The sequence below is a fragment of the Chryseobacterium sp. T20 genome (genome assembly GCF_047345655.1).
Classification (GTDB): domain Bacteria; phylum Bacteroidota; class Bacteroidia; order Flavobacteriales; family Weeksellaceae; genus Chryseobacterium.
In genome coordinates this window covers 85,189-102,205 of the sequence record NZ_JBLFDU010000011.1, presented here as the reverse complement: position 1 = coordinate 102,205, position 17,017 = coordinate 85,189, and the positions used below count along the sequence as shown (strand labels likewise).

Below are 17,017 nucleotides of genomic sequence, written 5' to 3'. Positions count from 1 at the left end.
GATTATAATGTTTTAAGTTTTTCTTTTACTTCTTCAGGTGAAAATGCTCTCAGACTGTCCACAGAATTTCTGCTTAAAGTATTCCAAAGCTCTTCATCGTTATTCAGCTGAATAATAGCCTCTGCAAAACTGTTTTCGTCATTGGCAATCAATACATGCTTTTGATCGGTAAGTTTCATTCCTTCAGCTCCTATATCTGTCGTAACCACAGGGAAAAAGTATTCAAAAGCCTGTCCGATTTTTCCTTTTACGCCGGCACCGAATCTTAGAGGAGCCACCATAATTTTCGAATTCATAAAGTGCTCTTCAATGCTTTCCACAAAACCTAAAAATTTAAACTTAGGAAATAGTTTAAGATCAAGTTTTTCTGCAACATTCCCGATGATGCTTACTTCCAGCTCAGGATTGGTTTTCCAGACAATAGGCATTATTTTTTCATAGAGAAACTTTACTGCATCAATATTCGGTTCGTGGATAGAACCTATAAAGGTAATTCCCTTACTTTCACTGAAGCTTTTTCTTTCAGAAATATCAATTTTAGGATAATGAATATTAGATACCGTAATGATCTTATCTTTGTCCGCATACTGGCTCATAATTTCTTTCTCCTTATCAGAGATGGCGATGATATAATTCAGTTGTGGGGCAACAACAGTTTCCAGGCGGAAAAAATGTTTATAATTCTTCTTTAATGAAATACGGGTCGGTTCCAGTTCGATCGCTCTTTTAAACCTTAAGAAATGAATATCCACCATATCATAAATGAATTTGGCAGAGGGTAAAATGGCTTTCATTTTTTTATAAAAAAGATTCAGTGCCAAAGGGCCATTGAACCAAACGTAATCTATCTTTTTAAAAGAAGACAGGAAATCATAAATATTCCTGTACTTATTGTTCTCTATGTAAACGATAACATTATGCTGCTGATAAAACTTCACATAAGAATCGTCTTCAAACATATGGGGAGCAAATAAAATGCAGTTGTATCCTAATTCTTTGTAAATAAATATAAGTTCTTTCAGTCTGTTAGCCCCGGATTCTTTATCGTGGGCAGGAAAATCTCTTGATGCAAACAGGATCGTTTTTTGGGAAGCGTCATACAGATTAATGTTGACTATATCCTTAGACTGAAGGTATTTAAGTTTTTCTTTTCTTTCGAAGTGTTTTTTTATTTTTTTTAAGATTCCCATTTGTCAGTTTTTAGTATCGAGTTCAAAAACTTTATTTACCCAACTATCCAAAGTGTATCTGTAGTAGATTTCTTCCGGAATTTTCTCGTAAGGTTTTTCAAAAAAAGATTTGTCAAGATTACTAATATTTTTGTTTAAAATCAAAATATTATTGGGATTGTAAAAATCATAGGTTTTAATGGCTTCATTATCAGTTATGATTTTCTTTTCCAGAGACATGGCTTCAAAAACTCTGAAGCTGAGTCCATATTGCCCTTCACGCATCAGATCCAGTAGAACTTTTGAGTTCTTATAATATTTTGGAAGATCGTTATGTGGAATCTTCTTGATGCTGAAAACCAGGAAAAGATTCTTAGGGACTGTCATGAAAATGTTGGTGAGCTGATGTTTCCAGGATTTTTTTCCAATGATCATAATCTGGAACTTCAATCCCTGTTCAATCAACTTTTTAGCCAGTAATTTTATGAGTGAAACTCTTCTGTTATCGTATGACGTGATGTAGAACAGATCCATTTCTGGCTTTTGAGACTCTTTTGCACAATGCGGAAGGTAAATGTAATTGGTTAATTTTTCAAAGCCGTGTTTTTTAACATCAATATAATCAAAGGAAAAGATTTTGTCAAAAAGATACAGTTTGTCTTCCACAGGAACTCTTTCAAGATTATCATAAAGATAGGTTACCAGACGGTCTGTAGATTTTCGGATTTTTTTAAGGGTAGAAAGATCAAATGTATCCGGATTCATCACCAGGATCTGATCCTGATGCCCTAATTTCTCCAGAGAATCCAGAACATATTTCTGTCTTTTTTCAGTCTTAAGATTTTTGTTTAAAAAAGTTTTGCTTAAAGCATTTACAGCTCTTTCGTTGAAGTTGGAATGAGTAACGGTACTGATCTTTATATGATGAGCATCAATACCACGCTGGCATAATGTTTCAACAATATACTTATCATAATCCCAAAAATCATAACTAATGATACAAACCTTCATTCAACTAATTTTGCTCTTTTTTTAATGATTCATAGGTTTCATAAACGCTTAAAGATTGCAGATAAGATAGCTGATAACCTTCTTTTCCGTCTAAAATACCAAGTCTCATTATATAGGCTTTAAAGAATTTAAAAGCAGTTTTAAGATATTGAATCCAAACACTGTACTTTTTTCCTTTAGCAGCCAGTTCTTTCCCCTTTAAAACTCCGTAATGAATCATTTTTTTTCGGTAAGATTCATAATCTGAAACGGAGTAATGGAGTAATTTATTTTTTAAAACCCCAATAGTTCCATTAACCTCCAGAGTTTCATGTACCTTTTTTCCTGCCATATATCTGGCCTTCGATTTTCTGAATAGCCTGAAATTTTTATCAGACTGTGTTCCTGAAAAATGAATTGGTTTCTGGGCAAAAAAGAATTTCCTGTAAAAATAATAGGCATCCTTTTGCCCGGGTTTATTCAGCTCATCAATAATTTCCTGCTTCAGGGCTGGTGTAATTCTCTCATCACCATCCAAAAATAAAACCCAGTCGTTGGTTGCAGTATCCAGAGCCAAATTTCTTTGCTTTGTAAAGTCTTCAAATTTATTCTGAATCACCTTTACATTGGGGAATTTCTTTGCAATTTCTACAGTGTTATCCGTACTAAAAGAATCTACTACTATTATTTCATCACAGAAATCAAAAGATTCCAGGACATCCTGTATATTTTTTTCTTCATTATATGTTATGATCAAACCACTTATATTCATCACAACGCTTTGTTTGACAGAGAAGTAAGTGAATACTTCCCTAAAATTGTTTTTTAAAATAGTTTTAGTCTGCCAAAGATAAGTTTTAATTTGAATTTTATAAGCGAATCTTTGCCTTTTATATCAATTCTACACAGTTCGTATGGGCGCTGGGTAGGGTAATAATTCACTTTATTTCCAATTCTTACTGCAAAATCAATTCCTAATTCTTTCAAAATAGAAAAAAATGCGAATTTATCATGTTTTTTTTGTGGATATTTTCCATAAGGATATGCCAAAACCTTTGAATATCCGATATTTTGGGCATCGAGGATCTCCATGTTTTTTTTTAGATCTTTTTCTATAAAGTCTAAAGAAACGTTTCTTACATTTTCATGGGCATGGCTATGAAGGGCAATCTCAAAATAATTTTTATCCAGACTTCTGATTTCATCAAAGGTCATCATTGAATAATTGTTATATCCCTTTTCAATAAATCCTGTTGGAATAAAAATTGTCGCCTTCAGATTATATTTTTCCAGTAAAGAGGGGAGATATTCGAGGTTGTTTCTATATCCGTCATCAAAGGTGATGATAATGTTTCTTTTCGCTGAAAGAGTAAGTTCCGAAAAAAAATAGGAAGTATACTTTTTCGAATTCAGATATGAAAACTGCTGTTCAAGATTTTTTAAACTGACGGTAAGATCTTCATGACTTTCTTTTTCAACCTGGTGGTACATAAGAATGACCAGTCTGTTGTAAGGAAAGGCAAATAAATAGAGACGGAAATATACAACGATAAATACCGCCAATAAAAGAGGAATAAGATACAGAATCATACTATTTTACTGTATTTTTTTCAATTTCCTGCAGTCGTATTTTTTCGTACAGTCGTGTTTTTTCATGCAGTTTAATGTATTTCAGGAAGGTGTAATAAGACATTGTTTTGGCAATGTAAAATCCTGGAAATCCATCCAGAAAACCAAGTTTGAAAATAAAAACCTTAATAAACTCAAACATTGGGCTTACAATGATTTTAAATCTATTGATTCTTTTTCCTCGCTCAAACATCTTTTCAGCCATCATATCCGAATATTTATTGATTTTCGAAACATGATGATGAATGCTTTTGTAAGTATAATGATCCAGTTTTCCTTCCATAAGGCCCACTTTCTGATCAGTAATCAAAAATTCATGGACTTTATCATCAGAATACTGTGCATATTTTTTTCTGAACAGTCTTTCGCGGCATACATTTCCCCAACCACCAAATCGGATCAGGTGAATCCCCAGGTGATTGTTGAATTTTGCTTTATACACATTGAATTCAGTATTTTCTGAAGAAACAATGTTTTGTATAGATTTTTTCAGATTTTGGTCAGGAACTTCATCAGCATCCAGAAACAAAACCCATTCATGGGAACATAAATGAAGGGCATGGTTTTTTTGTTCACCATACCCATTAAATTTTTTCTCAAAGAATTTTACCTGAGGATATTTTTGAGTGCAAATCTCTTTGGTCTTATCTGTAGAAAAGCTATCGACAATAACGATTTCATCCACAATATCTGCTAATGAATCTAAAAGTCTTACGATGTTCTCTTCTTCATTATAAGTAATGATTGCAAGGGAAAGAGCCATTTATTTATGCTCAAGAATTGTCTTCTCAATAATCTTCACACAATCCAGCAATTGCTCTTCAGTAATTACCAACGGCGGTGCAAGTCTGATGATATTACCATGTGTAGGTTTTGCCAGCAATCCGTTTTCTTTTAATTGTAAGCAAAGGTTCCATGCAGTAGAACTATCAGGGGTATCATTGATCAGGATAGCATTTAAAAGGCCTTTTCCTCTTACTTTGGTAATAAGGTCTGTCTTTTCAATAAGCTTCTCTATTTCAGCTCTGAAAAGCTTTCCTAATTCTTCCGCTCTTTCAGACAGTTTTTCATCAGCTACCACATCCAATGCTGCTACTGCTACTGCACAGGCAATAGGGTTTCCTCCGAAAGTAGAACCGTGTTGTCCAGGTTTGATAACATTCATGATGTTGTCATTTGCTAAAACAGCAGATACAGGATACATTCCTCCGGAAAGTGCCTTTCCTAAAATCAAAATATCCGGCTGTACATTTTCGTGGTGGCATGCAATCAGTTTTCCTGTTCTTGCGATACCCGTCTGAACTTCATCGGCGATGAAAAGAACATTGTATTTTTTACATAATTCAGAAGCATTTTTAAGGAAATTTTCATCCGGAACATATACTCCTGCTTCTCCCTGAATAGGTTCTACAAGGAAAGCTGCAATATTTGCTGCTTCTCTGCTAAGAACTTCTTCTAAGGCTGCAATATCGTTATAAGGAATTTTAATAAATCCTGGGGTAAAAGGTCCGTAGTTTTGGTTGGCATCCGGATCGTTAGAGAAAGAAACAATAGTTGTTGTTCTTCCATGGAAGTTGTTTTCGCAAACAATAATTTTCGCTGCGTTTTCAGCAATTCCTTTTACTTCATAACTCCACTTTCTGGCTAATTTTACAGCAGTTTCCACAGCTTCAGCTCCGGAATTCATTGGTAAAACTTTGTCAAATCCAAAAAGAGTTGTTATTTTCTGCTCGTATTCTCCTAATTTAGAGTTGTAGAAAGCTCTTGAAGTTAAAGCCAGCTTTTGTGCCTGCTCTACCAAAGCGCCTACAATTTTAGGATGAGAATGTCCTTGGTTCACAGCAGAATATGCTGAAAGAAAATCATAGTACCTTTTACCTTCCACGTCCCAAACGAAAACACCTTCTCCGCGGTCCAGAACCACTGGAAGTGGGTGATAGTTGTGTGCTCCATGTTTGTCTTCAAGGTCAATAAAATACTGCGAGTTTTTTGTTTGTTCTGCTGTTGACATATATTTTGGTTTTCAACAAATTTACGCAATATTAATGATATGTATAAACAATTACCAAGTGACGTTTGAGGGTATAATTGAAGTAGATTTTAGGGCGGAATAATGGAGGATTAGAAAATATTTTCCCTGTTGACAGACTGTTGTAGGTATTCTATCTTTATAAGGACGGAATTTTATTTTCTGTCTGTTTATTAATTTTTATTCATGCCTCAGCCATAAAACACGGTAACAACTGCTTAACACTTTGCATTGAAAATTTCAAATTTAAAGGTTAAAATAAAAACTGCCTCAAAAAGAGGCAGTTTCATTTTTATGATAAAATAATCTTAGTGATTATCATATTTTCTGTCCATTACAAAATCCTCCATGAATTTTGTGGTGTAGTTTCCTGAAAGATAATCTTCATTATCCATCAGTTGTCTGTGGAAAGGAATTGTTGTTTTTACGCCTTCAATATAGAATTCTTCAAGAGCACGTCTCATTTTTGCGATAGCTTCCTCACGGGTTTGAGCCGTAGTGATAAGCTTAGCGATCATAGAGTCGTAGTTAGAAGGGATTGTATATCCGGAATACACGTGAGTATCTACTCTGATTCCGTGTCCTCCAGGGATGTTTAATCCTGTGATTTTTCCCGGAGATGGTCTGAAGTCTGCGTAAGGATCTTCTGCGTTGATTCTACACTCGATTGAATGTAATTTAGGGTAATAGTTGATTCCTGAAATAGGAGTTCCTGCCGCAAGAAGAATTTGTTCTCTGATCAGGTCATAATCAATTACCTGCTCAGTGATAGGGTGCTCTACCTGGATTCTTGTATTCATTTCCATGAAATAGAAATTTCTGTGTTTGTCTACAAGGAATTCGATAGTTCCTACACCTTCATATCCAATGAATTCAGCAGCTTTTACAGCAGCGTCACCCATTTTCTCACGAAGTTCGTCTGTCATGAAAGGAGAAGGTGTTTCTTCAGTTAATTTCTGATTTCTTCTCTGTACAGAACAGTCTCTTTCAGAAAGGTGGCAAGCTTTACCGAATTGGTCACCTGCAACCTGAATTTCGATGTGTCTAGGTTCTTCAATCAGTTTTTCCATATACATACCTCCGTTTCCAAAGGCAGCTACAGCTTCCTGAATTGCAGATTCCCAGTGATCTTTAAGGTCTTCAGCTTTCCAAACAGCTCTCATCCCTTTACCACCACCACCGGCAGTAGCTTTGATCATTACAGGGTAACCTGTTTCTTCAGCTACTTTTACAGCGTGCTCATAAGATTCGATCAATCCGTCAGAACCTGGTACACATGGTACGCCTGCTGCTTTCATGGTAGCCTTAGCATTTGCTTTGTCTCCCATTTTTTCAATCTGTTCAGGAGAAGCACCAATGAATTTGATACCGTTCTTCTGGCAGATTCTTGAGAAGTTAGCATTTTCAGATAAGAATCCGTAACCTGGGTGAATCGCATCAGCATTGGTAATTTCCGCAGCAGCAATAATGTTAGGGATTTTAAGATATGAGTCTTTACTCATTGCAGGACCAATACATACCGCTTCATCAGCAAATCTTACGTGAAGACTGTCTTTATCAGCAGTAGAGTATACCGCAACGGTTTTGATCCCCATTTCTTTACAAGTACGTAAAATACGCATTGCAATTTCGCCACGATTGGCTATTAATATTTTTTTGAACATCTTCTTCAATTTGAAAATTAGATAATTTGAAAATTAGATAATGTTATTTTAATGTAGAATTTAATCTAACATCTAATGTCTAACATCTAACCTCTAAATTAAGATGGATCTACTAAGAATAAAGGTTGGTCATATTCTACAGGAGTAGCATCGTCAACTAAAATTTTAACGATTTTTCCGCTGATTTCAGATTCAATCTGGTTGAATAGTTTCATTGCTTCAATAACGCAAACTACTTTACCAACAGAAACTTCGTCACCTACATTAACAAATACATCTTTATCAGGAGATGGTTTTCTATAGAAAGTACCAATCATTGGAGATTTGATTGTTACATATTTGCTGTCATCAGATGCAGCTTCAGCTTTTTCAGCAACAGGAGCAGCCTGAGTTGCAACAGGTGCCGGAGCAGCTACCGCTTGTGGAGCAGTGTGGTATACTGCAGGTTGTGCATAAACAGCATCGCTTCCAGCTAATGGAGTTTTAATAGTGATTTCGAAATCTTTAGTTTTGTACTTCACTTCTGATACTTCAGCCTTAGATACAAACTTGATAAGATTTTGTATGTCTTTAATGTCCATAAATTTGATATTTGATTTGATGCCAAAGATACCAAAAAAACGTAAAAAACAACAAAAAACCGCCAAATTTTATCAAAATTGGGCGGTTTTTGTATTAAAATGAGGCTTTTTCAGTGAAAAGCGACTCTTAGTTTTCTTCAGTAGTAGCTACTTCTTTTTCCAATACTACTTTACCTCTGTAGTAAAGTTTTCCTTCATGCCAGTGAGCTCTGTGGTATAGGTGAAGCTCTCCTGTTGTTGCATCTTTAGCTAATTGAGGAACTACAGCTTTGTAGTGAGTTCTTCTCTTATCTCTTCTTGTGGACGACTGTCTTCTCTTTGGATGTGCCATTTTCTAATAACTTTTTTAATTGATGAGCGATGAGATTCATCATCTCATCATATTTAAATTATTCTATTTAATTATTGTCTTTTAATTTTCTTAAAGCATCCCATCTAGGGTCACTTTCATGTTCTTCTTCTTCAGTTACCTCAATATCTTTAGGACTGAACTGGTCAAGAATTTTAAGATCGTCATCACTTACATTCGGTGAAATCTTTTTCATCGGGATAGAAAGCATTACATTTTCATAAATCAAATGTGCTACATTGAAAGCATGCTCTGCAGTAGGAATGGTAATGACATCTTCATTGCTGTCATCATATTCTTCCCCGAAATTCACCAAAATTTTGATTTCATTCTCAATAGGATAGTCGAAATCTTCATTTGTGATGTCACAAACCAACTCGACCAATCCATTAATTTTAATCTCAAATTCTAAAAAAGTAGTGTGTTTATCAAGTGATACATTCACTTCTATTCTAGGATTTGTAAATTCCTGCTCAGTGTCAAATAATTGAAAGAACGTTTTATCTATCTCAAACTTGAACTCGTGTCTTCCGTTTTTAAGTCCGGAAAAGCTTACGTCATAGTTTCTTAACTTGTCCATAAAATGAGTGTGCAAAAATATGCATTTTTTTTATAATAACAAATAAAATCTGAAACAAATTAATTTAAAATTTGTTTTAAAGATTTATGCTTCAGTTTCCTCCGGTAGATCTTCATCTATTTCGTTGTCTACAGCCATTTTTCTAGGCTGAAGGCGGTCATTCATCAGTTCGCGGTATTCACTTCTGTTCTTGAAAACCTGGATTGCTGTGAAGATCGCTTCTGTAAAACTCTGCTCATCGGCCACATTTTTTCCTGCAATATCGTAAGCAACTCCATGGTCAGGAGATGTTCTGATAAAAGGAAGTCCGGCTGTATAATTTACTCCTTCCTCATAGGCTAATGTTTTGAAAGGAGCCAGTCCCTGGTCATGATACATCGCTAAAACAGCATCGAAATTTTTGTATTTACTCGGCTGGAAAAAGCTGTCTGCAGGGAAAGGTCCGAATGCCAGTATTCCGTTGTCAGAAAGTTCTTTAATAGCCGGGCTGATGATTTCAATTTCTTCGCTTCCGATAACACCTCCGTCACCTGCGTGAGGATTTAGTCCCAATACGGCAATTTTTGGCTTTTGAATACAGAAATCTTCTATAAGCGTCTGATTTAATACTCTGATCTGTTTCTTTATTTTTTCCTTGGAAATATTTTCAGCTACCTGTGCAATAGGAATATGATGCGTGGAAACAGCTACTTTAAGATCTTCAGTAACAAGGAACATTAATCCTTTTTTGTTGAATTTCTCTTCAAAATATCCTGTATGTCCGGCATGTTTGAATCCCATTTTTACCATTTCATCCTTGTTGATCGGAGCGGTTACCAATACATCAATATCTCCTTTCATCAAAGCTTCAGTAGCTGCTTCTAAAGAATCAATCGCCATTTTCGTGGATTCTTCAGTAGGAACTCCCAATTCTACATTCACGTTTTCTTTGGTAAGGTTAACCATATTAAGTTTCCCTGCCTGTGTCTGTGAAGGCTCGTTAACATAGTTGAAATTAAGATTCAGCTTAAAAATGTTTTTCTGATAAGTGAATAATTTTCCCGAACCAAAAATTACAGGAGTGAAAAAATCTGTAATAGTTTTGTCTTTCAGAGACTTCATAATGATCTCCGGACCGATGCCGTTGAAATCACCGATTGAAATTCCTACTCGTACTTTATGGTTTTTTGGGCTCATTTTGATTATCTTTGAAGATTATAATTTACAAATTTAGCAAAAAATAATATGTTCACAGGAATTATTGAAGCAGTTGGTGTTATTGAGAAGATTGAAGAAAAAGGAAGCAATATAGATTTTACCCTGACTTGCCCTTTTACGAACGAACTGAAAATTGATCAAAGCCTTGCTCACAACGGCTGTTGTCTTACAGTTGTTGAGATAAAAGACAATCATTATGTGGTTACAGCGATTAACGAGACATTGGAAAAAACCAACCTGGGAAAATGGGAATTGGGAACTGTTGTGAACCTTGAGCGTTGTATGAAAATGGATGGAAGACTGGATGGTCACATTGTTCAGGGACATGTTGATAAAACCGGTGAAGTGGTGAGTATCGAAAATAAAGACGGAAGTTATTTTATTACGATGAAGTATGAAAATGACGGGACTTTTGTAACAGTACCTCAGGGATCAATTACAGTAAATGGGATCAGTCTTACTGTTGCCAAAAGTGAAGACAGTCAGTTTTCCGTAGCGATTATTCCTTACACCTGGGAATTCACGAATATGAAACATTTGAAAATTGGTGATCAAGTAAACCTGGAATTTGATATTATTGGTAAGTATATTGCTAGGTTAATTAAAAAGTAGAATGTCAATAAATAAGTATAAAGGATATAGCTTAAGAAACCGGGTGTTTTTCGGTTTCTTGCTGGTATGTTTTTTAAGTGTCGTTGCTACATCACTTGTTCCTTACTTTGTATTGAGAAATCATTCTTTGCAGCAGAGTAATATTGACATGCAGGATAAAACCAATGCTGTCATGCGATATCTGGACTATGCAGTAAGCCAGACCCTTATAGAAACAAAAGATCTTCCGGAAGTTTTAGGGAATAAAATCTTTGAAATAGCGGATATCAACCAGCATGATATTTTTATTTATGATCTGAAAGGAAACTATTTGCTTTCCAACAAAGATGAAGGTTTAGTTGAGCAGAAAACAATTCCTATAGAAATTATCAATAAGATTCTGTCTACCGATGCAAGGGTAGATATGGTGAATTATGATGCTGCTAAGGATGCTAAGCTTACTTCTTCCTATCTTTTGTTGAAAAACAATGAACTTGAGCCTATCGGAATTGTTTATATCCCTTTATACCACAATGAATCTGCTTACCTTGAGGTTCTTCATCAATATGTAAAATATATTCTTTTAGTTGATATATTCCTTATCCTTTTCAGTATATGGATTAGTTGGGTGACTTCTAATAGCCTGGCGAAAACCATTACGAAATTCTCTGATATGATTACCCGTATTACTTTGTTTGAAAATGAAATGCGTCCTATCAGATATTATAAGAATGATGAGCTTAATGCGTTGGCAAGAGCCTATAACAGAATGATTCTACAGATTCAGGACCAGAAAGAAAGACTTAGGTTTAAGGCCTCTGAAGAAGCGTGGAGAGAAATGGCCAAGCAGGTGGCTCATGAGGTGAAAAATCCATTGACTCCCATGAAGCTGACCATTCAGAATTTTGAAAGAAAATTTGATCCTGAAGATCCGAATATCAGAGAAAGAGTGAAGCAAATGAGTAAAACTATTGTTGATCAGATTGATCTGATTGCTACAGTAGCCTCAGCATTCTCAGAATTTGCCAAACTTCCTGAAAAAAATAATGAAGTGATCAATCTGAATACGGAAGTTGAGGATATTCTCCGCGTATTCAATGATGACAGTATTTTCATGCATGCCAACAAGACCAATATTATGATCAATATGGATAGAATTTATCTTTCCAGAATCATTACAAACCTTGTAACTAATGCAAAACAGGCAGAAAGTGACCAGAGAAAACTCATTATCAATGTGGATGTGGAACAGCATCAGAGAAGGGTGATTATCTCTGTTCAGGATAACGGAGTAGGGATTCCTGAAAACATGTATGAAAGAATTTTTGAACCGAATTTCACCTCTAAAAGTAGTGGAATGGGACTAGGCCTATCCATGGTAAGAAAAATGATCGAGGATTATAAAGGGGAGATCTCTGTGAAATCAGAAGTAGGAAAGGGATCTACATTCATTATTACACTGCCTACTAATTTATAGTGAAGCCTTTTACATTTAAACAATTTCAAATTCAGCAGTCTAAAGACGTCTTCCGTGTAGGAACAGACGGTGTTCTGCTTGGCGCTTTGGCGGATGTTAAACATGCTTTCAGTGTTTTGGAAGTAGGAACAGGCACGGGGTTGATTTCTCTTATGCTGGCACAAAGAAATCCACATGCGGCCTTTTTAGGGCTGGATATTAATGAGGATGCTGCAAAGCTTACCCAGCTCAATTTTGAACATTCTCCTTTTTATGCAAGGTTGAAAAATAAGTTTCAGGATTTTAAAACTTTTGAAACGGAAGATCGTTTTGATCTTATTGTATCCAATCCTCCGTATTTTGAAGAATCAGGATCTGAAAAAGATAAGATTGCGCGTCAGACTGTAGAATTAAACTTCAGGCAGTTAATTAGTAAGGCTGCAGAATTATTGTCCGAAAACGGAATATTTTCTGTGATCATACCTGTGGAAGCAGGAGAGGTTTTTGTTTCCATCGGTAAAGAAAATAATCTGTATCTGAACAGAAAAGTGAATATCAAGGGGATTGAAAATTCAAAGGCAAAAAGATTGATTCTGGAGTTTTCGTTACAAGAAAAAGAAATCAAGGAATCTGATTTTATTATAGAAAAAAGTCCGAGACAATACTCGGACCAATATCTTGAACTCACCAAAGAGTTTCATGTTTTTAAGTAAAGAAGCTAGAAATAAGATTTTAGAAGTTAGTTATTTCTGACCTTCTTATTTTTTATTCTTATTCGAATAATTCTGAAGTATCCAATACAGAAACTTTTCCGTCTTCACATCTGATGGCTTCACCAGGGAAGTTCTGAATCATGTGATAATCGTGTGTTGCCATTACTACAGCAGCGCCATTTTCAAGGGCAACCTGTTTTAATAGCGTCATAATTTCGTTGGAAGTTTCAGGGTCAAGGTTTCCTGTCGGCTCATCCGCTAAGATAAGATCCGGGTGGTTAAGAAGGGCTCTTGCGATGGCAATACGCTGTTGTTCTCCTCCGGAAAGTTCGTGAGGCATTTTGTGCTTCTTGCTCTTCATGTTCACGCTTCCTAAAACCTCGTTGATACGGTCTTCTATTTTTACTTTGTCATTCCATCCTGTTGCTTCAAGAACGAATTTCAGATTCTTTTCAACCGTTCTGTCAGAAAGTAACTGGAAATCCTGGAATACGATACCTAGTTTTCTTCTTAAGTTAGGGATGTCAGACGGCTTTAGTTTTGCCAGGTCAAATCCTACAACAGCTCCGTGTCCTGATGCTAATGGAATGTGTCCGTAAAGCGTTTTCAGTAGGGAACTTTTTCCGGAACCTGTTTTTCCGATAAGGTAGCAGAATCTACCTTTCTTTATATTAAGATTTACATCAGAAAGTACAGTAAAGTTTTTTTGCGCAATCTTTGCGTTTTGTAAACTTATAATATTGTCTCCGGCGATATTTGTATGTGGCATAATTTAATTTTAAAGGCTATTTCTTATAAAAATATTTCAACTTCTAAAAATAGAAAAAAGATGTTGATGTAGCCTAAATTTTAGTAAATTTTAACAACAAAAAATGCCTGAAAAGGAACTTCTCAAGCATGTTTTGTATATGATAATTAGAAATTATCTCTTAGCGCGTGCAGCACTTACAGTTAATCTCTTTCTGCCTTTAGCTCTTCTCGCAGCCAAAACTCTTCTTCCATTTGGCGTAGACATTCTTTCTCTGAAACCGTGTTTGTTTCTTCTCTTTCTTTCTGATGGCTGGAATGTTCTTTTACTCATTACTATATGTTTAAATCGTAATTAATCTATTAATTTTCAGGTTGCAAAGATATATAAAAAAATATAAGTTACAAACTTTAATTATCTTTTTTTAAAATTAAATGTAATGTTTTTCCGCCAGGCATTTATAAACCCTCATGGGAAAACCATTTTCGGGTACAAAAATAATATTTAAATGATTTATATAAAAGCTCTATCTTTGAAAACTTTAATTTTAACGAAAAATAAACACCGGATGTTTACACCAGCAGAACTTTTAGATATCAATACATTACTTACCCAGGATAGCAGAATAGTGATCCTTACCCATTATAACCCGGATGGAGATGCTATTGGTTCAAGCTTGGGATTAAAACATTATCTGAAAGCAAAAGGAATTCATGCAGAGGTTATCGTACCTAATGATTTTCCGAAATTTCTGAAATGGATGCCGGAATCTAAGAAAGTTATTATTGCAGAATATAAAAGAAAGCTGGCTTCTGATATGATTGCGGGAGCAGATGTTATTTTCTGCCTGGATTTTAATTCTCCATCAAGAATAGGGTTATTGGGAGACTGGTTGGTAAAAGCTCCGGGAAAGAAAATTCTTATCGATCACCACCAACAACCGGAACAATTTGATTTTGTGTATTCTGATACGGTAATTCCTGCTACTTCACAGATGATTTATCATTTCATTGAAGCAATGAATGATGAAAAGCTGGTGAATCAGGATATGGCAGAATGTCTTTATACCGGAATTATGACGGATACAGGTGGTTTCCGTTTTCGTTCTACCAGTGCCACTACTCACCGTATTATTGCTAATCTTATTGAACATGGTGCAGATCCTGCCATGATCACATCCAATACATGGGATACCAATACGGTATCCAGACTGCATTTGCTTGCTTTGGTTCTTGGAAGAATAGAAGTAGTGAATGACGGAACAGTAGCCGTTTTAAGCCTTACCAGAAATGAACTTAAGGAATTTGGTTTCCAGAAAGGAGATACAGAAGGTTTTGTGAATTATGGTTTGAGTATTGCCGGAGTGAAAATGTCTGCATTCTTTATGGAAGATCTGTACGAAGACTTCGTTAAAATTTCTTTCAGAAGTAAAGATGATGTGGACGTGAACCAATTCTCAAGAAAATATTTCAACGGTGGCGGACACATTAATGCAGCCGGAGGGAAATCTTTAGATTCTTTAGCGGGAACTATAGTCAACTTCAAAGAAAAAGTGAAAGAAGAAGGTTTATAAGAACAAAAAACCTGTAAATTTTTCTGGTAAAAACTTCTAAATACTTTTACGAAACCCCTTTTCTTCAAGCTCCTGGCAGGTATAATCGTACACCTGCTGAAACATTTCATCCATATATCTTTTGTTGAAAAGACTGTATTTCGTCATTTTGGGCGGATCCAAAAAGATATTGCAGTATTTTGCTTTAGAATAGACCGACTTTGCAATCGCTAAGTGGAGAATTCTGTCAAATTCTTTCATCAGGCTCATCTTGCTTAATTCATCATAGCTGATGGAGTTGACATGAGAAGCAATCAGAAAATTGCATTTATCCATGATGGGTTCAATAGGGAGATTATCCAGAACGCCACCATCCACATAAATTTTCTCGCCGATTCTTACTGGAGGAAGAATAAAAGGAACACTGGAAGATGCCAGCAATGGTCCAAAAAGTTCTCCTTCAGAAAAAAAGTCTACAATGCCATGTGTCATTTCCGTGGCAGCTACATACATCGGAATTCCTAAAATACTGAAATTGTCTTCCGGGAAATAATCTTTGAATAGTTTTAAAATAAAATTGGAACTGAAAATTCCGTTTTTGGATAATTTTAAAGATGATCTTGAGAAAAAAGAAGTCTGTCTTACAATTTCCATCATCTCGTCCGGTGTTTTTCCAAAAGAATAAAAAGCACCAATGATAGAACCTGCACTGGTTCCGGAGATGATGTGTGGTTTCAGATTATATTCTTCCAGCGCTTTCAGTACGGCAATATGAGCAATCCCACGCATTCCTCCGCCTGAAAGTGTAAGTCCGATAACCGGTGGTGCCGGTGGTTTCTTTTTTTTGAATGAAAATAAAGCCATTACCAAAATTATCCTCTACTAATATACAGGATTTTTTGTTATGCACAGCTTAATTTGTCATGTTGCCTGTTTTATAAAACCAGTTTTTTAGGAAGATTGTGAAGAAGTTCCGTATTGATGATTTCTGCGCAGATTCCTGGCTTTTCCCAGTGGCCGTTGTGGCCGCAGTCCAGGATATAAGATTTGATATTTGTTCTGTCCGGAAGATGTTTAATCATCATATCGGTTTTTACAGCATTGTCATGTTTACCCGCCAATACTAAGATTTTAGCTTCAAGGTTTTCCAGAACATGCTTTTTATCGGTTCTTTCTACCATACCCTTCACACAGGCAAGCGCGCCTAAATTGTTGGTGGAAAGGGCTGTCTCAAGAGCGATTTCAATTTTTCCTTCCAGAATGTCTCTTTCATTCGGATTGAATAAATTGGGTACTCCGGCTCTTGCATAATGGGCAAACGCATCCTTGATGATTCTGTAGCTTTTGATACGCTGTTGTTTTTTCTCTTCATCATCCGGGAAATACGTAGAGAAAAATAAAGTGAGACTTTTTAAAGAGTTGGGATACTTCTCTGCAAAAGCAAGAGACGTATATCCTCCCATAGAATGTCCCAGAAGATGTATTTTTTCTAAATGCTGGTCATCCAATACTTTTTTTACTTCTTCAGCCATCAGTTCCATGGTGTGGACTTCAGCCAGAATTTCAGACTGTCCATGGCCGGGAAGGTCAATTTTGAGCAGTGAAAAATCTTTGGAAAGATGATGTTCCATATCGCTCCAGATGGATAGGTTTTCCATAAATCCGTGAAGAAGTACCAACGTTTCTTTTCCGTTTCCTTTTCTTTCAAAGTTCAGCATGATTCCAAAATTTAGAAGGTTAAAAATAATACAGCAGGTTGCATGCTGCAG

At 35.7% G+C, this 17,017-nt stretch carries 19 protein-coding genes; 4 read left to right on the top strand and 15 right to left on the bottom strand.

Annotation, left to right across the window (positions count from 1 at the left end):
• Positions 1 to 2: 2 nt before the first annotated feature.
• The 11 genes from ACMA47_RS20435 to pdxA all read right to left on the bottom strand — a co-directional run bounded on the left by ACMA47_RS20435 (position 3) and on the right by pdxA (position 10,167).
• Positions 3 to 1,190, bottom strand: a complete 1,188-nt coding sequence (locus ACMA47_RS20435; protein WP_413931255.1) for a glycosyltransferase family 4 protein — start codon at positions 1,188 to 1,190, stop codon at positions 3 to 5.
• Positions 1,191 to 1,193: 3 nt separating this feature from the next.
• On the bottom strand, positions 1,194 to 2,180 hold the full coding sequence (locus tag ACMA47_RS20430; protein ID WP_413931254.1) for a hypothetical protein: 987 nt from the start codon (positions 2,178 to 2,180) through the stop codon (positions 1,194 to 1,196).
• A gap of 4 nt (positions 2,181 to 2,184) precedes the next feature.
• Positions 2,185 to 2,931 carry a glycosyltransferase family 2 protein gene (locus ACMA47_RS20425; protein WP_413931311.1) on the bottom strand — a complete coding sequence of 249 codons (747 nt, stop codon included), beginning with the start codon at positions 2,929 to 2,931 and terminating at the stop codon, positions 2,185 to 2,187.
• Positions 2,932 to 2,984: 53 nt separating this feature from the next.
• Positions 2,985 to 3,749, bottom strand: coding sequence for a polysaccharide deacetylase family protein (locus ACMA47_RS20420; protein ID WP_413931253.1), 765 nt, complete (start codon positions 3,747 to 3,749; stop codon positions 2,985 to 2,987).
• A gap of 1 nt (position 3,750) precedes the next feature.
• On the bottom strand, positions 3,751 to 4,551 hold the full coding sequence (locus ACMA47_RS20415) for a glycosyltransferase family 2 protein (RefSeq protein WP_413931252.1): 801 nt from the start codon (positions 4,549 to 4,551) through the stop codon (positions 3,751 to 3,753).
• Positions 4,552 to 5,799: an ornithine--oxo-acid transaminase gene (gene rocD / locus ACMA47_RS20410; protein ID WP_413931251.1), complete on the bottom strand. Its 1,248-nt coding sequence runs from the start codon at positions 5,797 to 5,799 to the stop codon at positions 4,552 to 4,554.
• A 326-nt stretch (positions 5,800 to 6,125) separates the two neighbouring features.
• Entirely contained in the window at positions 6,126 to 7,481 is a 1,356-nt protein-coding gene (gene accC / locus ACMA47_RS20405; RefSeq protein WP_034692971.1) for an acetyl-CoA carboxylase biotin carboxylase subunit, read from the bottom strand.
• A 98-nt stretch (positions 7,482 to 7,579) separates the two neighbouring features.
• Entirely contained in the window at positions 7,580 to 8,062 is a 483-nt protein-coding gene (accB, locus tag ACMA47_RS20400) for an acetyl-CoA carboxylase biotin carboxyl carrier protein (RefSeq protein WP_413931250.1), read from the bottom strand.
• A gap of 127 nt (positions 8,063 to 8,189) precedes the next feature.
• Complete coding sequence (gene rpmF / locus ACMA47_RS20395; protein WP_007843326.1) at positions 8,190 to 8,393, bottom strand: 50S ribosomal protein L32; 204 nt, start codon at positions 8,391 to 8,393, stop codon at positions 8,190 to 8,192.
• Between the two features lie 67 nt (positions 8,394 to 8,460).
• Positions 8,461 to 8,991: a YceD family protein gene (locus tag ACMA47_RS20390; protein ID WP_114822244.1), complete on the bottom strand. Its 531-nt coding sequence runs from the start codon at positions 8,989 to 8,991 to the stop codon at positions 8,461 to 8,463.
• 84 nt (positions 8,992 to 9,075) lie between these two features.
• On the bottom strand, positions 9,076 to 10,167 hold the full coding sequence (gene pdxA, locus ACMA47_RS20385; protein ID WP_413931249.1) for a 4-hydroxythreonine-4-phosphate dehydrogenase PdxA: 1,092 nt from the start codon (positions 10,165 to 10,167) through the stop codon (positions 9,076 to 9,078).
• Between the two features lie 48 nt (positions 10,168 to 10,215).
• Here pdxA and ACMA47_RS20380 point away from each other — a divergent pair, with 48 nt between their 5' ends.
• From ACMA47_RS20380 to ACMA47_RS20370, 3 genes are read left to right on the top strand one after another with little or no spacing between them, the layout of a single operon-like run.
• Positions 10,216 to 10,800, top strand: coding sequence for a riboflavin synthase (locus tag ACMA47_RS20380; protein ID WP_413931248.1), 585 nt, complete (start codon positions 10,216 to 10,218; stop codon positions 10,798 to 10,800).
• Between the two features lies 1 nt (position 10,801).
• A complete protein-coding gene (locus tag ACMA47_RS20375) occupies positions 10,802 to 12,256 on the top strand; it encodes a sensor histidine kinase (RefSeq protein WP_034692985.1) in 1,455 nt (484 codons plus the stop codon).
• Entirely contained in the window at positions 12,256 to 12,948 is a 693-nt protein-coding gene (locus ACMA47_RS20370; RefSeq protein ID WP_413931247.1) for a tRNA1(Val) (adenine(37)-N6)-methyltransferase, read from the top strand. The genes ACMA47_RS20375 and ACMA47_RS20370 overlap by 1 nt, the downstream gene beginning before the upstream one ends.
• A gap of 58 nt (positions 12,949 to 13,006) precedes the next feature.
• On the opposite strand, the gene ACMA47_RS20365 is transcribed toward ACMA47_RS20370, so the two are convergent.
• Both ACMA47_RS20365 and rpmH read right to left on the bottom strand, forming a co-directional pair.
• Positions 13,007 to 13,717: a cell division ATP-binding protein FtsE gene (locus tag ACMA47_RS20365; protein WP_034692990.1), complete on the bottom strand. Its 711-nt coding sequence runs from the start codon at positions 13,715 to 13,717 to the stop codon at positions 13,007 to 13,009.
• 153 nt (positions 13,718 to 13,870) lie between these two features.
• Complete coding sequence (gene rpmH, locus ACMA47_RS20360; RefSeq protein WP_002976260.1) at positions 13,871 to 14,029, bottom strand: 50S ribosomal protein L34; 159 nt, start codon at positions 14,027 to 14,029, stop codon at positions 13,871 to 13,873.
• Between the two features lie 235 nt (positions 14,030 to 14,264).
• Here rpmH and ACMA47_RS20355 point away from each other — a divergent pair, with 235 nt between their 5' ends.
• The gene (locus ACMA47_RS20355; RefSeq protein WP_034693239.1) at positions 14,265 to 15,269 is read left to right on the top strand and encodes a DHH family phosphoesterase; all 1,005 of its coding nucleotides are present in this window, start codon (positions 14,265 to 14,267) and stop codon (positions 15,267 to 15,269) included.
• Positions 15,270 to 15,305: 36 nt separating this feature from the next.
• Here the strand turns inward: ACMA47_RS20355 and ACMA47_RS20350 are convergent, their stop codons facing one another.
• Entirely contained in the window at positions 15,306 to 16,112 is an 807-nt protein-coding gene (locus ACMA47_RS20350; protein WP_413931246.1) for a patatin-like phospholipase family protein, read from the bottom strand.
• 71 nt (positions 16,113 to 16,183) lie between these two features.
• On the bottom strand, positions 16,184 to 16,966 hold the full coding sequence (locus tag ACMA47_RS20345) for an alpha/beta fold hydrolase (protein WP_413931245.1): 783 nt from the start codon (positions 16,964 to 16,966) through the stop codon (positions 16,184 to 16,186).
• Between the last annotated feature and the right edge of the window lie 51 nt (positions 16,967 to 17,017).

Coding starts and splice junctions, on each gene's coding strand:
- ACMA47_RS20430 (WP_413931254.1), bottom strand. CDS start 2,180: ATGAAGGTTTGTATCATTAGTTATGATTTTTGGGATTATGATAAGTAT.
- ACMA47_RS20365 (WP_034692990.1), bottom strand. CDS start 13,717: ATGCCACATACAAATATCGCCGGAGACAATATTATAAGTTTACAAAAC.
- ACMA47_RS20415 (WP_413931252.1), bottom strand. CDS start 4,551: ATGGCTCTTTCCCTTGCAATCATTACTTATAATGAAGAAGAGAACATC.
- rocD (WP_413931251.1), bottom strand. CDS start 5,799: ATGTCAACAGCAGAACAAACAAAAAACTCGCAGTATTTTATTGACCTT.
- accC (WP_034692971.1), bottom strand. CDS start 7,481: ATGTTCAAAAAAATATTAATAGCCAATCGTGGCGAAATTGCAATGCGT.
- pdxA (WP_413931249.1), bottom strand. CDS start 10,167: ATGAGCCCAAAAAACCATAAAGTACGAGTAGGAATTTCAATCGGTGAT.
- ACMA47_RS20345 (WP_413931245.1), bottom strand. CDS start 16,966: ATGCTGAACTTTGAAAGAAAAGGAAACGGAAAAGAAACGTTGGTACTT.
- ACMA47_RS20420 (WP_413931253.1), bottom strand. CDS start 3,749: ATGATTCTGTATCTTATTCCTCTTTTATTGGCGGTATTTATCGTTGTA.
- ACMA47_RS20380 (WP_413931248.1), top strand. CDS start 10,216: ATGTTCACAGGAATTATTGAAGCAGTTGGTGTTATTGAGAAGATTGAA.
- rpmH (WP_002976260.1), bottom strand. CDS start 14,029: ATGAGTAAAAGAACATTCCAGCCATCAGAAAGAAAGAGAAGAAACAAA.
- ACMA47_RS20435 (WP_413931255.1), bottom strand. CDS start 1,190: ATGGGAATCTTAAAAAAAATAAAAAAACACTTCGAAAGAAAAGAAAAA.
- rpmF (WP_007843326.1), bottom strand. CDS start 8,393: ATGGCACATCCAAAGAGAAGACAGTCGTCCACAAGAAGAGATAAGAGA.
- ACMA47_RS20425 (WP_413931311.1), bottom strand. CDS start 2,931: ATGAATATAAGTGGTTTGATCATAACATATAATGAAGAAAAAAATATA.
- ACMA47_RS20375 (WP_034692985.1), top strand. CDS start 10,802: ATGTCAATAAATAAGTATAAAGGATATAGCTTAAGAAACCGGGTGTTT.
- ACMA47_RS20350 (WP_413931246.1), bottom strand. CDS start 16,112: ATGGCTTTATTTTCATTCAAAAAAAAGAAACCACCGGCACCACCGGTT.
- ACMA47_RS20390 (WP_114822244.1), bottom strand. CDS start 8,991: ATGGACAAGTTAAGAAACTATGACGTAAGCTTTTCCGGACTTAAAAAC.
- accB (WP_413931250.1), bottom strand. CDS start 8,062: ATGGACATTAAAGACATACAAAATCTTATCAAGTTTGTATCTAAGGCT.
- ACMA47_RS20355 (WP_034693239.1), top strand. CDS start 14,265: ATGTTTACACCAGCAGAACTTTTAGATATCAATACATTACTTACCCAG.